At 59.9% G+C, this 13,959-nt stretch carries 16 protein-coding genes and 1 pseudogene; 11 read left to right on the plus strand and 6 right to left on the minus strand.

Annotation, left to right across the window (positions count from 1 at the left end):
* Positions 1–140 precede the first annotated feature (140 nt).
* From ACA073_RS01615 to ACA073_RS01645, 7 genes are all read left to right on the plus strand, one after another.
* Positions 141–1,805, plus strand: coding sequence for an OFA family MFS transporter (locus tag ACA073_RS01615; protein ID WP_497401153.1), 1,665 nt, complete (start codon positions 141–143; stop codon positions 1,803–1,805).
* A gap of 275 nt (positions 1,806–2,080) precedes the next feature.
* On the plus strand, positions 2,081–2,674 hold the full coding sequence (hisB, locus tag ACA073_RS01620) for an imidazoleglycerol-phosphate dehydratase HisB (RefSeq protein WP_003218037.1): 594 nt from the start codon (positions 2,081–2,083) through the stop codon (positions 2,672–2,674).
* A complete protein-coding gene (gene hisH / locus ACA073_RS01625) occupies positions 2,674–3,312 on the plus strand; it encodes an imidazole glycerol phosphate synthase subunit HisH (RefSeq protein ID WP_497401155.1) in 639 nt (212 codons plus the stop codon). Before hisB ends, hisH begins: the two co-directional genes overlap by 1 nt.
* Positions 3,313–3,570, plus strand: a complete 258-nt coding sequence (locus ACA073_RS01630) for a DUF2164 domain-containing protein (protein ID WP_008024930.1) — start codon at positions 3,313–3,315, stop codon at positions 3,568–3,570.
* Positions 3,571–3,612: 42 nt separating this feature from the next.
* Positions 3,613–4,350, plus strand: coding sequence for a 1-(5-phosphoribosyl)-5-[(5-phosphoribosylamino)methylideneamino]imidazole-4-carboxamide isomerase (gene hisA / locus ACA073_RS01635; RefSeq protein ID WP_497401157.1), 738 nt, complete (start codon positions 3,613–3,615; stop codon positions 4,348–4,350).
* A 9-nt stretch (positions 4,351–4,359) separates the two neighbouring features.
* Entirely contained in the window at positions 4,360–5,130 is a 771-nt protein-coding gene (gene hisF, locus ACA073_RS01640) for an imidazole glycerol phosphate synthase subunit HisF (protein ID WP_007972752.1), read from the plus strand.
* A gap of 78 nt (positions 5,131–5,208) precedes the next feature.
* A complete protein-coding gene (locus ACA073_RS01645; RefSeq protein ID WP_497401159.1) occupies positions 5,209–5,964 on the plus strand; it encodes a substrate-binding periplasmic protein in 756 nt (251 codons plus the stop codon).
* 139 nt (positions 5,965–6,103) lie between these two features.
* On the opposite strand, the gene ACA073_RS01650 is transcribed toward ACA073_RS01645, so the two are convergent.
* From ACA073_RS01650 to gpmI, 4 genes are all read right to left on the minus strand, one after another.
* Complete coding sequence (locus ACA073_RS01650) at positions 6,104–6,871, minus strand: divergent polysaccharide deacetylase family protein (RefSeq protein WP_497401161.1); 768 nt, start codon at positions 6,869–6,871, stop codon at positions 6,104–6,106.
* 1 nt (position 6,872) lies between these two features.
* A complete protein-coding gene (locus ACA073_RS01655) occupies positions 6,873–8,192 on the minus strand; it encodes a S41 family peptidase (protein ID WP_497401163.1) in 1,320 nt (439 codons plus the stop codon).
* A 34-nt stretch (positions 8,193–8,226) separates the two neighbouring features.
* Positions 8,227–9,525 (minus strand): murein hydrolase activator EnvC family protein, encoded by a 1,299-nt coding sequence (locus ACA073_RS01660; RefSeq protein WP_497401165.1) that lies wholly within the window; start codon positions 9,523–9,525, stop codon positions 8,227–8,229.
* A 230-nt stretch (positions 9,526–9,755) separates the two neighbouring features.
* Positions 9,756–11,285: a 2,3-bisphosphoglycerate-independent phosphoglycerate mutase gene (gene gpmI, locus ACA073_RS01665; protein ID WP_497401167.1), complete on the minus strand. Its 1,530-nt coding sequence runs from the start codon at positions 11,283–11,285 to the stop codon at positions 9,756–9,758.
* 154 nt (positions 11,286–11,439) lie between these two features.
* On the opposite strand from gpmI, the gene ACA073_RS01670 reads away from it, so the two are divergent.
* From ACA073_RS01670 to secB, 3 genes are read left to right on the plus strand one after another with little or no spacing between them, the layout of a single operon-like run.
* A complete protein-coding gene (locus tag ACA073_RS01670) occupies positions 11,440–11,853 on the plus strand; it encodes a rhodanese-like domain-containing protein (protein WP_497401168.1) in 414 nt (137 codons plus the stop codon).
* 1 nt (position 11,854) lies between these two features.
* Positions 11,855–12,109: a glutaredoxin 3 gene (gene grxC / locus ACA073_RS01675; protein ID WP_461952279.1), complete on the plus strand. Its 255-nt coding sequence runs from the start codon at positions 11,855–11,857 to the stop codon at positions 12,107–12,109.
* A 41-nt stretch (positions 12,110–12,150) separates the two neighbouring features.
* A complete protein-coding gene (gene secB, locus ACA073_RS01680; RefSeq protein WP_007949026.1) occupies positions 12,151–12,636 on the plus strand; it encodes a protein-export chaperone SecB in 486 nt (161 codons plus the stop codon).
* Positions 12,637–12,664: 28 nt separating this feature from the next.
* On the opposite strand, the pseudogene ACA073_RS01685 reads toward secB, so the two are convergent.
* Both ACA073_RS01685 and ACA073_RS01690 read right to left on the minus strand, forming a co-directional pair.
* Positions 12,665–12,760: pseudogene (locus ACA073_RS01685) on the minus strand (DUF4381 domain-containing protein); the annotation flags it as partial.
* A 6-nt stretch (positions 12,761–12,766) separates the two neighbouring features.
* Positions 12,767–13,222, minus strand: coding sequence for a tRNA (cytidine(34)-2'-O)-methyltransferase (locus ACA073_RS01690; protein WP_007949025.1), 456 nt, complete (start codon positions 13,220–13,222; stop codon positions 12,767–12,769).
* On the opposite strand from ACA073_RS01690, the gene ACA073_RS01695 reads away from it, so the two are divergent.
* Complete coding sequence (locus tag ACA073_RS01695; RefSeq protein ID WP_461952278.1) at positions 13,221–13,661, plus strand: hypothetical protein; 441 nt, start codon at positions 13,221–13,223, stop codon at positions 13,659–13,661. The genes ACA073_RS01690 and ACA073_RS01695 overlap by 2 nt on opposite strands.
* Positions 13,662–13,959 lie beyond the last annotated feature (298 nt).

Below are 13,959 nucleotides of genomic sequence, written 5' to 3' on the forward strand. Positions count from 1 at the left end.
ACCTCTGCCCGTTCGTCCGTCCTTCTGCGACGTGATGTCGTACCCAAATGAAGCTCCACCTCAAAAAAACAGTCATGCGTGCGCATAAGGCTGGGGTGGGGAGTGGCTGGCGAACCCTACTAATAATTGGGGGATACACAATGACCACCAGCATCACGGCGGACGGCCTCAACGCCGACCAGCCCGCGTTCCTGTCCAAGGAACGCATCATCGCCAAGCCCGGTTTCAACCGTTGGCTGGTGCCACCGGCCGCGTTGGCCATCCATCTCTGTATCGGCATGGCTTACGGCTTTTCGGTGTTCTGGCTGCCACTGTCCAAAGCACTGGGCGTGAGCAAGGCCGTGGCCTGCGCGCCGGACATGAGCTTCATCTCGCAAGTTTTCTCGTCGCAATGCGACTGGCCGATTTCGATGCTCGGCTGGATCTACACCCTGTTCTTCATCTTCCTCGGCTGCTCGGCAGCGATCTGGGGTGGCTGGCTGGAACACGCCGGGCCGCGCAAGGCTGGCGTTGTGTCGGCTCTGTGCTGGTGTGGCGGTCTGCTGATTTCGGCGCTGGGTGTGTATACGCACCAGATCTGGCTGATGTGGATCGGCTCCGGTGTCATTGGCGGTATTGGCCTGGGACTGGGTTACATCTCACCGGTTTCGACCTTGATCAAGTGGTTCCCGGACAAGCGGGGCATGGCGACCGGCATGGCGATCATGGGTTTCGGTGGTGGCGCGATGGTCGGTGCTCCGCTGGCCGCAGCCTTGATGGGTCACTTCGCGTCGGCAGACAGCGTGGGCGTGTGGCAGAGCTTCCTGGTGATGGCCGCGATCTACTTCGTGTTCATGATCGGTGGCGCACTGTCCTACCGCGTTCCGCCAACCGGCTGGAAGCCTGAAGGCTGGACCGCTCCGGCGAAAAAAGCCTCGAACGCGATGATCACCCATCGGCACGTCCACGTGAATGTGGCGTGGAAAACCCCGCAATTCCGTCTGGTGTGGCTGGTGCTGTGCCTGAACGTCTCCGCCGGTATCGGCATCCTCGGCATGGCTTCGCCGCTGTTGCAGGAAGTGTTCGCCGGCAAATTGCTCGGCACTGACCAGACGTTTGGTCAGCTGGACGCTGGTCAACTGGCTTCGATTGCCGCGATTGCTGCCGGTTTCACCGGTTTGCTGAGCCTGTTCAACATCGGCGGGCGGTTCTTCTGGGCATCGTTCTCGGATTACCTGGGCCGTAAAAACACCTATTTCGTGTTCTTCGCCCTCGGTTTTGCGCTGTACGCGTTGATCCCTAACCTCGGTCACCTGGGCAACGTTGCGCTGTTCGTGGCCGCGTTCTGCGTCATTCTGTCGATGTACGGTGGTGGTTTTGCGACGGTTCCGGCTTACCTTGCCGACCTGTTCGGTACGCAAATGGTTGGTGCGATCCACGGTCGCCTGCTGACGGCGTGGGCGGCAGCGGGCGTGCTGGGTCCGGTGTTGGTGAACTACCTGCGTGAGTATCAATTGAGCATCGGTGTTGAACGCGCGGCCGCTTACGACATCACGCTGTACATCCTCGCGGGCCTGCTGGTGCTGGGTTTCATCTGCAACCTGCTGGTGCGTCCGGTGGCCGACAAGTACTTCATGACCGACGCCGAACTGGCTGCTGAACAGGCGCTGGGCCACGACAAGGGTGCTGACAGCAGCACCGTGCTGGAGTGGAAAGCGGCTGCGGGCACCAGGCCGTTGGCGATTGCTGCGTGGCTGGTCGTGGGGATTCCGTTGGCGTGGGGTGTTTGGGTGACTCTGCAGAAGACGGCGGTTTTGTTCCACTAAGTAAACGCAACACCCCCTGTGGGAGCGGGCTTGCTCGCGAAGAGGGCGTGTCAGTCGACATCAATGTTGACTGACGCACCGCATTCGCGAGCAAGCCCGCTCTCACAATTGATCTCCATGAAGACAAACTCTGCGTCTGTCCGCTTGTATGGACATGTCTATCACCCGCGGTAGTGAATTCACTCCGTCAGTCATATCACCTCCCGTGTTTCTGTTTCCCGCCCGCGCCCCTATAATGGCTGCCTTTTTCGCCCAATGATTTTGCGGAGCTGGTGATGGCCGAACGTAAGGCGTCAGTCGAGCGCGACACTCTGGAAACCCAGATCAAAGCCTCGATCAACCTGGATGGCACCGGAAAGGCCCGATTCGATATCGGTGTTCCTTTTCTTGAGCACATGCTGGACCAGATCGCCCGTCACGGGCTGATCGACCTGGATATTGTCAGCAAGGGCGACCTGCATATCGACGACCACCACACCGTGGAAGACGTCGGTATCACCCTCGGTCAGGCCTTCGCCAAAGCCATCGGCGACAAAAAAGGCATCCGTCGCTACGGCCATGCCTACGTACCGCTCGATGAAGCGCTGTCGCGCGTGGTGATCGACTTCTCCGGCCGTCCAGGCCTGCAGATGCATGTTCCCTATACCCGCGCCACCGTTGGCGGCTTCGACGTTGACCTGTTCCAGGAGTTCTTCCAGGGCTTCGTCAACCATGCCCTCGTCAGCCTGCACATCGACAACCTGCGTGGCACCAACACCCACCACCAGATCGAAACCGTGTTCAAGGCGTTCGGCCGCGCGCTGCGCATGGCCGTAGAGCTCGATGACCGCATGGCCGGTCAGATGCCATCGACCAAAGGCGTTCTGTAATGCAGACGGTCGCGGTTATCGATTACGGCATGGGCAACCTGCACTCGGTGGCCAAGGCCCTCGAGCATGTCGGTGCCGGCAAGGTCTTGATCACCAGCGATGCCGACGTGATTCGCGAAGCCGACCGGGTGGTTTTCCCCGGCGTCGGCGCGATTCGCGATTGCATGGCGGAGATCCGTCGCCTGGGTTTCGACTCGCTGGTGCGTGAAGTCAGTCAGGACCGTCCGTTCCTCGGCATTTGCGTCGGCATGCAAGCCTTGCTCGACAGCAGCGAAGAGAACGACGGCGTCGACTGCATCGGCCTGTTCCCGGGCGCGGTGAAGTTCTTTGGCAAAGACCTGCATGAAGACGGCGAACACCTGAAAGTCCCGCACATGGGCTGGAACGAAGTGAAGCAGACGGTGAGTCACCCGCTGTGGCACAACATTCCGGACCTGGCGCGTTTCTACTTCGTGCACAGCTACTACATCGCTGCCGGCAACGCGCGGCAAGTGGTGGGTGGCGGTCACTACGGTGTCGATTTCGCCGCGGCGCTGGCCGAGGGCTCGCGTTTCGCCGTGCAGTTCCACCCGGAGAAGAGCCATGCCCATGGCCTGCAATTGCTGCAGAACTTCGCTGCGTGGGATGGTCGCTGGTAAATGGCTGTCAAAAAGAAGCCGCCGATCCTGACCCTCACTCCTGAACAGGAGAACGAGGCCAATCACAAGATCAAACGCTTCATGGAAGATCGCTTCGAACTGGACCTGGGTTCGTTCGAAGCGGCGGAAATCCTTGAGCTGTTTACCCGTGAAATTGCTCCGCACTATTACAACAGGGCGATTTTCGATGTGCAGACGCACCTCAAAGAGAGGTTCGAAAGCATCGAAAGCGACTTGTGGGCGCTCGAGAAAAACTGATTTCCGAGCGAAGCTGAACACTCGAATTTGAAGGTTTGCCAGATGCTGATTATTCCCGCTATCGATCTCAAAGACGGTGCCTGCGTTCGTCTGCGCCAGGGCCGCATGGAAGATTCCACGGTGTTCTCCGATGACCCGGTGAGCATGGCTGCCAAGTGGGTGGAGGGCGGTTGCCGTCGTCTGCATCTGGTCGACCTGAACGGCGCCTTCGAAGGCCAGCCGGTCAACGGCGAAGTGGTCACCGCCATCGCCAAGCGCTACCCGAACCTGCCGATCCAGATTGGCGGCGGTATCCGCTCCCTGGAAACCATCGAGCACTACGTGAAAGCGGGCGTGAGCTACGTGATCATCGGCACCAAAGCCGTGAAAGATCCGGCCTTCGTCGCCGAAGCCTGCCGCGCATTCCCGGGCAAAGTGATTGTCGGCCTCGACGCCAAAGACGGTTTCGTCGCCACCGAAGGCTGGGCTGAAATCAGCACCGTTCAGGTCATCGACCTGGCCAAGCAATTCGAAGCCGACGGTGTGTCCGCGATCGTTTATACCGACATCGCCAAAGACGGCATGATGCAGGGCTGCAACGTGCCGTTCACCGCTGCGTTGGCGGCTGCCACGCGCATTCCGGTCATCGCTTCCGGCGGCATTCACAACCTCGGTGACATCAAGTCGCTGCTCGACGCCAAGGCGCCTGGCATCATCGGCGCGATCACCGGCCGGGCGATCTACGAAGGCACCCTCGACGTTGCTGAAGCGCAAGCTTTCTGCGATTCGTACAAAGGCTGAGGACTGACCATGGCGCTGGCCAAACGCATCATCCCTTGCCTGGACGTGGACAACGGCCGGGTCGTTAAAGGTGTGAAGTTCGAGAACATCCGTGATGCCGGCGACCCGGTGGAAATCGCCCGTCGCTACGACGAGCAGGGTGCCGACGAGATTACCTTTCTCGACATCACCGCCAGCGTCGATGGCCGCGACACCACGCTGCACACCGTTGAACGCATGGCCAGCCAGGTCTTCATTCCGCTGACCGTGGGCGGCGGCGTGCGCACCGTGCAGGACATTCGCAACCTGCTGAATGCCGGTGCGGACAAGGTCTCGATCAACACCGCCGCCGTGTTCAACCCGGAGTTCGTGGGCGAAGCGGCGCAGCATTTCGGTTCGCAATGCATCGTTGTTGCCATCGACGCGAAGAAGGTCTCCGGTCCGGGCGAAACCCCGCGCTGGGAAATCTTCACTCACGGCGGTCGCAAACCCACCGGCCTCGACGCCGTTGAGTGGGCGAAGAAAATGGAAGGCCTCGGTGCCGGTGAAATCCTGCTGACCAGCATGGATCAGGACGGCATGAAAAACGGCTTCGACCTGGGCGTCACCCGCGCCATCAGCGATGCGTTGGGCATTCCGGTGATCGCTTCCGGCGGCGTAGGCAACCTGCAGCACTTGGCCGACGGGATTATCGAAGGTCATGCCAGTGCGGTATTGGCGGCGAGTATTTTCCACTTCGGCGAATACACCGTGCAGGAAGCCAAGGCCTACATGGCCCATCGCGGCATCGTGATGCGTTAAACAAACCGATACAGGCCAGTGGACATCATGGCGGGCTCAAGGCACTCTTGGGTACGCCATGGATCTCGGTAGCCAGACATGCTCAAACGCCTTCTTCTTGTCCTCGCCAGCGCTTCTCTATTGTTGATCAGTGGAGTACACGCTGCGGAAAATCCCGACGCCGATCTAGTGTTGCTGACGGAAAACTTCCCGCCTTACAACATGGCCAGTAACGGCAAGAACTTCGCTCAGGACGAGAACATCAACGGCATTGCCGTGGACATCGTCCGCGAGATGTTCAAACGCGCCGACATTACCTACAGCCTGACCCTGCGTTTCCCTTGGGAGCGTATCTACAAGCTCGCCCTCGAGAAACCCGGTTACGGCGTATTCGTGATGGCGCGGTTGCCGGATCGCGAGAAACTCTTCAAGTGGGTCGGCCCGATTGGCCCGGATGACTGGATCATGCTGGCCAAGGCGGACAGCAAAATCAGCCTGGAAACGCTGGATCAGGCGCGCAAGTACAAGATCGGTGCATACAAGGGTGATGCGATTGCCGAGACCCTGACAAAGCAGGGGCTCAAGCCGATCGTCGTACTGCGAGATCAGGACAATGCGAAGAAGCTGGTTAACGGCCAGATCGACCTGTGGGCCACCGGCGACCCCGCCGGTCGCTATCTGGCGCGTCAGGACGGGGTAACCGGGCTCAAGACCGTGCTGCGCTTCAACAGCGCCGAGCTATATCTGGCACTGAACAAGGACGTGCCGGACGAAACCGTTGCCAAGCTCCAGGCTGCGCTGGATCAGTTGCGCAAGGAAGGCGTGGTGGATGACATCATGGCGCGGTATCTCTGACACCCAGCAATCAAATGTGGGAGCGGCGGTGCGACGATTCGACTTGCTCGCGAATGCAGTGTGTCAGTCAACATAGACGTCGACTGACACGCCCTCTTCGCGAGCAAGCCCGCTCCCACAGTAGTTTTTGTGGTGTGGATTATCGGTACACGCCATCCTTGCCGTGCGCAGCCGTTGCACGGTTGCTGCGTACGCTGATCATCTGTTTGATATCGATCCAGTCGATGCCCTGAGCTTTCAGCTTCGGCAACTCGCGCTCCAGCACAGCCAGCGTCTGGGGGTAGGGGTGGCCGATCATCACCGCCGAACCCTGTTTGTGCGCCAGATTGATCGCGGTCTGTAGCTGCGTGAATATCGCTGCTTCCGTGCGCTCGTCATCCAGAAACACATCCCGCGAAACACTCGCCAACCCGATCTTCTGCGCCTCGGCCGCCGCCACGGTTTGCGCGCTGGTGCGACTGTCGACGAAGAACTTGTGCCGGCGCTGCAAATCCGCCATCAACCAGGCCATGGCGGCTGGTTGCGCGGTCATGCGACTGCCCATGTGATTGTTGATGCCAGCGGTATAGGGCACGACCTTGAATGCCGCATTCAGGCGCTTCTCAAGCTCGTCGACGGGCAAATCAGGATGCCAGGCGAACGGTCCCGTGGCCGGGTCCATCGGCATGTGCAGGATGACGATCTTGCCGGCGCGATGGGCTTCGCGGGCGAATTCAGTGGCGTGGGGTGTGTCGGGCATGATCGCCGTGGTCACCGGGCCGGGCAGGGCCAGCACGCGGCGATCCCGGGGCAGGTTTTGCCCCAGGTCATCGATGATCAGCGTGATGTAGGCCTTTTGAGGGGCGGGTGCCGCGTGAGCAACACCCGCCAGACAGCACAACAGACCGAGCACCAACCGCAGGCGCATCTCAGCGACCGGAGGTGATGCTCAACCCTTTGAGCAGGCTCAGGGCCTGGGCCAACTGGTAATCATCATCCTGCGGCATCGCCTTGGCCTTGCCGCTGGAGCCGGTCGGTTTGTCGGCGCCACCGTTGCCATTGCCCAGGTGGCCTTGCAGATCGGCTTCCTTGAAGTATTCGCCGTCCTGCTCGCTGGTGATCTTGGCCTTGCGCACTTCGATGTCCGGAACGATGCCTTGGGCCTGGATCGAGCGGCCGTTCGGCGTGTAATACAGCGCCGTGGTGATCTTCAGTGCGCGATCGTTGTTCAGCGGCAGCACGGTTTGTACCGAGCCTTTGCCAAAACTGGTGGTGCCCATGACCACTGCGCGTTTTTGGTCTTGCAAGGCGCCGGCAACAATTTCCGAGGCCGAGGCGCTGCCACCGTTGATCAATGCAACCATTGGCACGGCTTCGCTTTCGTCCTTGCCGGTGGCGGAGAAGCGCAGCTCGGAGTTGGCGATGCGACCCTTGGTGTAAACGATCAGGCCCTTGGTGATGAAGTGGTCAACCACTTCCACCGCAGCCTGCAGTACGCCGCCCGGGTTGTTACGCAGGTCGAGGATGATGCCGTTGAGCTTCTTGCCGTTGTCCTTGCGCAGCTTGGCCAGTGCCTTCGACACTTCTTCGCCGGTCTTGACCTGGAACTGGGTGATGCGTATGTAGCCGTAGCCGGACTCCAGCAGCTGGCTCTTCACGCTCTTCACTTGAATGATGGCGCGGGCCAGGGTCACGTCGAACGGCGTACCGCCGTCGCGCACCAGGGTCAGGGTGATTTTCTGGCCGATCTTGCCGCGCATCTTGTCCACGGCTTCGGTCATGCTCTGGCCGCGGGTCGGCTGGCCGTTGATCTTGACGATAAAGTCGCCGGCCTGAATGCCAGCTTTCGACGCCGGAGTGTCATCGATGGGCGAAACCACCTTGATGAAACCGTCTTCGGCGCCGACTTCGATGCCCAGGCCGCCGAATTCGCCGCTGGTGCTTTCCTGCAATTCAGCGAAGTCTTCCGGGCCCAGGTAGGCGGAGTGCGGGTCGAGGTTGCTGAGCATGCCCTTGATCGCGTTTTCCAGCAGAGTCTTGTCGTCCACAGGTTCGACATAAGCTGCCTTGATCCGGTCCATGACCTCGGCAAAGGTGCGCAACTCTTCCAGCGGCAACGGCGCCTTGGTAGTCGCAGCAGTGCCCGCCGGTGCGACCGCCGGAGCCGGTTGAGCAGCGAACGCCAGAGGCGCGCCGATCACCAGGGCGATCGTCAGGGCCAGCGAGGTAAGACGGGACAAATGCAGCATGTCGAACGAACTCCTAATGTAGGTGACTCAACGCCTATCCTTGCGCGCGGCACCATTGCGCCGGATCACTCGGGTGACCCTGCTGACGAATAGCGAAATACAGCGCTGGCGTGTCCTGCCCGCCACTGTTGCCGACAGTGGAGATGGACTCACCGGCTTTTACCACGTCACCCGCAGACTTGAGCAGCGTCTGGTTGTGACCATAAAGACTCAAAAAACCGTTGCCATGGTCAAGGATCACCAGCAGGCCAGCACCGCGCAACCAGTCGGCAAACACCACGCGACCGCCATGTACGGCATGCACCTGGCTGCCGGCGGAGGCGCTGATCATCACGCCGTCCCACTTGGTCCGGGCGTCGTCGCCACGGGTTTCGCCAAAGCTTGCCAGCAGTCGACCATCAACCGGCCACGGAAGTTTTCCCCGACTTGAAGCAAAGGGGCCACCAAACGTCTCGCCTGAGCTTGATACCAGGACGCCGGGTGTCGATTTAACGGGTTTTCGTGGGGCGTCAGTGGCGTCTGCGTCTGCTGCAGCCTGAGCCTCACGTAAACGCTTTTTTTCAGCTTCCTGCTGGGCGATCAGCGCTTTTTGCCGCGCTTCTTCTGCCTCACGAGCCTGGCGGGCCAGGGTTTCTTCAATGGTTTTAAGGACTTTAGACAGGTCCGCCTGATCCTGCTCGCGGGCGGCCAGCTTCTGATCGCGCGCTTTTACGTCGTCGCTAAGCTTGGCGAGGACTTGCTGGCGTTCCTGACGGACTTTGTCGAGTTCATCGCGCTGGCTGTCGAGGCTGCTCTTCTGCACCAGCAATTGCGCTTGTTGCAGGGCGATATCTTTTTCGACATTGGCCAGTTGGCGCAGGGTTTCGTTGAAATTCTTCAGCTGCTCCAGGCGAGCCTGGCTCAGGTAATCGTAATAGGTGAGGGTGCGGGCGAATTTTTCCGGGTTCTGCTGGTTGAGCAACAGCTTCAAGTACTCCTGACGGCCGTTTTGATAGGCCGCGCGGGCCTGGATGGCGATCAGTCGTTGCTGTTCAATGCGCGCGCTCTGGAGTTTTTTTTTCTCTGCATCGAGTCGCTGCAGCTCGGATTCGCTTTTCTTCAGCTCTTTTTGCAGGGCGTCGACCTGCTTTTCGAGCTTGCCCATCTCGGTCTCGGTGCCCTTGAGGTCTTTCTGCACACCGGATTTTTCTTCCTGGAGCTTGCCCAACAGTTTTTTCAGCTCGGCAATGTCCTGACGCGTGGCGTCCAACTGTTGTTGGGTTTGCGCGCGCTCGTCAGCAAAGGCCGGTTGGAGCAGGCAAGTCAGAGCAAGGGCTATCAGGACGCGAAGCATAGAGGCGGGCGACACCAGGGAAAGGGACGGCCTAGTATGCCCGCCATGCGCTGCAAAAAAAACGCCCAATTGGGGCTGTGTGATAACCGGCCTGTAAAACACCGCAAAACCAATGTGGGAGCGGGCTTGCTCGCGAATGCGGTGTGCCAGTCAAGGTTGATGTCGACTGATACTCCGCATTCGCGAGCAAGCCCGCTCCCACAGGGTTTTGCGGTGTTTGGAGAGGCTGATTACACCAGTATCGATGTACCGGTCATTTCGGCTGGCTTTTCGAGACCCAACAGCTTCAGAATCGTCGGCGCCACATCCGCCAGCACACCGCCCTCACGCACCTTGAGGTCACGCTTGCCGACATAGATGAACGGCACCGGCTCGGTTGTGTGAGCGGTGTGAGCCTGGCCGGTGGACTCGTCGGACATTTGCTCAACGTTGCCGTGGTCGGCCGTGATCAGCGCTTCGCCGCCTACTTTTTCCAGCGCATCGACGATACGGCCGACGCACTGATCCAGGCATTCCACGGCTTTCACCGCCGCTTCGAACACGCCGCTGTGACCAACCATGTCGCCGTTGGCGTAGTTGACCACGATCACGTCGTAACGCTGGTTTTCGATGGCATCGACAATGCGGTCGGTGACTTCTGGCGCGCTCATTTCCGGCTGCAAGTCATAGGTTGCGACTTTCGGCGATGGGATCAGGATGCGTTCTTCGCCCGGGAATGGTTCTTCACGACCACCGGAGAAGAAGAAGGTCACGTGAGCGTATTTTTCGGTTTCAGCGATACGCAGCTGGGTCTTGCCGTTTTTCGCCAGGTAGTCGCCCAGCACGTTGTCCAGGCTGCCGGCGGCAAAGGCCGATGGCGCAGGGATGCTGGCGGCGTATTGGGTCAGCATGACGAAGCCGGCCAGTTTTGGCTGGCGGGCACGTTCGAATTCCTTGAAATCGTCTTCGACGAACACGCGGGTCAGTTCGCGGGCGCGGTCGGCGCGGAAGTTCATGAACACCACGGCGTCGCCGTCTTCGACTTTCACCGGCTCACCGATGGACGTGGCTTTGACGAATTCGTCGCTCTCGCCACGTTCGTACGCGGCTTGCAGGCCTTCCTGAGCGGTGGCGGCGTTGAATTCGCCGTTGCCATCGACGATCAGGTTGTAGGCCTGGGACACGCGGTCCCAACGGTTGTCGCGGTCCATGGCGAAGTAACGGCCGATAATGCTGGCGATCCGGCCTTTGCCCAGGGCCTGGAAAGATGCGTCGAGCAATTCGATCGACGACTGAGCGCTTTTCGGCGGCGTGTCACGGCCATCGAGGAAGGCGTGCAGGTAGATTTTTTCGGCGCCGCGCTTGGAGGCCAGTTCCGCCATGGCAACCAGGTGATCCTGGTGGCTGTGAACGCCGCCATCGGACAGCAGGCCCATGAAGTGCACGGCTTTGCCGGCGGCAACGGCTTTATCCACCGCGGCGCAGATGGTCGGGTTCTCGAAGAACTCACCGTCGCGGATCGATTTGGTCACGCGCGTAAAGTCCTGATACACAACGCGGCCGGCACCGAGGTTCATGTGGCCGACTTCGGAGTTGCCCATCTGGCCATCCGGCAGACCGACGTCCATGCCGCTGCCCGAGATCAGACCATTCGGCACGGTGGCCCACAGCCGGTCCAAAACGGGCTTCTTCGCCGCATAGATGGCGTTGGATTCAGGGCTTTCACTGTGACCGAAGCCGTCGAGAATAATCAGGACCAAAGGTTTAGGCGTGGTAGTCATGGATTCCGCTCGTGGCTGAATGAAAAGAGGGGCAATGAAAAAGGGAGTGGCAGTTTAATGCGAAGTTCCGACGGCGTCACCGCCGGACGGGGTTTGGCCCACCATAGTGGCTGTGTATACTGGCCGACATTTTAACGCCCTGGAACCTCCTTCGATGGTTGCTCACCTGATTGAATTTGCCACTAACCACTATCTGCTTGTCGGTATCTTCGTCGTACTGCTGGCGTTGCTGATCGCCTATCAGATGCAAGGCGGCGGCCGCAGCCTGAGCACCGGTGAACTGACCGGGCTGGTCAACAAGGACGCGGGCGTTGTGATCGACATCCGTTCGAACAAGGATTTCGCCGCCGGTCACATTGTTGGTGCGTTGAACATTCCTCACGACAAACTGGCTGCGCGCGTCGCCGAACTGGAAAAGCACAAGGCCAAGACCATCATTCTGGTCGACGCCATGGGCCAGACCGCCGGCACGCATGCCCGCGAGTTGATGAAGTCCGGTTTCACCGCCGCCAAGCTGTCCGGCGGTATCTCCAGCTGGAAAGGCGACAACCTGCCGCTGGTGAAGTGATATGAGCAACGTCGTCGTCTATTCCAGCGATTACTGCGGTTATTGTTCCCGGGCCAAGCAACTGCTCGAGAACAAAGGCGTGGCCTTCGAAGAGATCAAGGTCGATGGCAAGCCGCAGGTGCGTGCCGCCATGGCTCAGAAGGCCGGGCGCACGTCCGTGCCGCAGATCTGGATCGGTGAGCGCCACGTTGGCGGTTGTGATGATTTGTTTGCCCTTGAGCGCGCCGGCAAGCTCGACGCCATGCTCAAGGCCTGAATGCCTTCCCTATAAGACCCCAAGATCAGAAAGGATCTGAGATGACTGACCAACAGAACACTGCAGCCAGCGAAGAAGAAACCGCACCGCAATTCTCCTTGCAGCGCATCTACGTACGTGACTTGTCCTTCGAAGCCCCGAAAAGCCCGGCGATCTTCCGCCAGCAGTGGGAGCCGAGCGTCGGTCTGGATCTGAACACCCGTCAGAAGGCGCTGGAAGGCGACTTCCACGAAGTTGTGCTGACCCTGTCCGTGACCGTGAAAAACGGTGACGAAGTGGCGTTCATCGCTGAAGTGCAACAGGCCGGGATCTTCCTGATCAAGAACCTGGACGACGCTTCGATGAGCCATACCCTCGGCGCGTTCTGCCCGAACATCCTGTTCCCGTACGCTCGCGAAACCCTGGACAGCCTGGTGACCCGCGGTTCGTTCCCGGCCCTGATGCTGGCACCGGTGAACTTCGACGCGCTGTACGCACAAGAACTGCAACGCATGCAGGCGGCTGGCGAGACTCCAACCGTTCAATAAGCGGTCTGAGCATCGAAGCAAGTCCATGTGGGAGCGGGCTTGCTCGCGAAAGCGGTTGATCATTCAACATTGATGTTGACTGACACGACGCCTTCGCGAGCAAGCCCGCTCCCACATTTGTTATGCGGTGTTATTTGAAACCGAGTTGACGCCAGCCCTCGTAAACGGCAACCGCCACGGTGTTCGACAGGTTCAGGCTGCGACAGCCTTCGCGCATCGGCAGACGCAAGCGTTGTTCACCAGGCAGGGCATCCAGCACTTCCGCCGGCAAGCCACGGCTTTCCGGACCGAACAGGAACGCGTCGCCCTCGGCGAAACTGGCATCGTGGAACGGCCGCGAGCCCTTGGTGGTAAAGGCGAACAACCGCGGATGGCCAAGGCTTTCCAGGCAGCTGGCGAGGTCCGCATGGCGTTGCAGGGTGGCATACTCGTGGTAATCGAGGCCGGCCCGGCGCAGGCGCTTGTCGTCCATCTCGAAGCCCAGCGGTTCGATCAAATGCAGGTGGCAGCCACTGTTGGCGCACAGCCTGATAACGTTGCCGGTATTCGGCGGAATTTCTGGTTGGAAAAGGATGACGTGAAACATGCACGGCTCCGAAGGTAAAGATGACGGGCATTCTACGCCGCAAGCGGACCCGCGTTCGAAACTATTCCCACGGGTGATGGGTTCGCTGGCGATTGTCGGGGTCATGGTGGGGCTGATGATCGGTCGCCTGACCACGCCCGACCCCAGCGAACTGCAGCAAGTCGACGTGACGAACGACGGGTTGGTGGTGTGGTTCAACAACGCACCCAAGACCCACGGCGAGTTTGTCGACGGTAGCCTGGCGTTGCTGTTCGAGGCTGAAGGCAAGGCGCAGAAAGGTCAGCTCAAGCTCAATGACAAGAGCGTGAACTGGCGGGTGCGTCTGAGTGATGGGGGGTTGTTGCTGTCGGTGGTGGCGGCCCGGCCACTGCAGGGCGAGTGGGCCGGTAGCGAGGTCGATGACCGCTGGCGGCTGGAGATCCATCTCCGAGAGCAATAAAAGAGGGAATCCCCGGCCTGCCTGTACCAAGGTTCCCAAAACGGCAGGGCTCGCGCATTGCGTCGTGAGCCCGGTGTAAAGAAGGAACCCCTGACCTGCCTGTATCAAGGGCCCCAAAACTGTTTGGGCTCGTCGCAAGTGCGGTGTGAGCCCGATGTAAAAGAGGGGAATCCCCGGCCTGCCTGTACCAAGGTCCCCGAAACCGGGTAGTGAACTGAATCACTGAATGGACTATTGCAGGGGGCGTGCCAGGTTTTAACAAGTTGAAACAGAAACCTTCTTTGAAACGCTGAAAGCC

The sequence above is a fragment of the Pseudomonas sp. LBUM1670 genome (genome assembly GCF_059695695.1).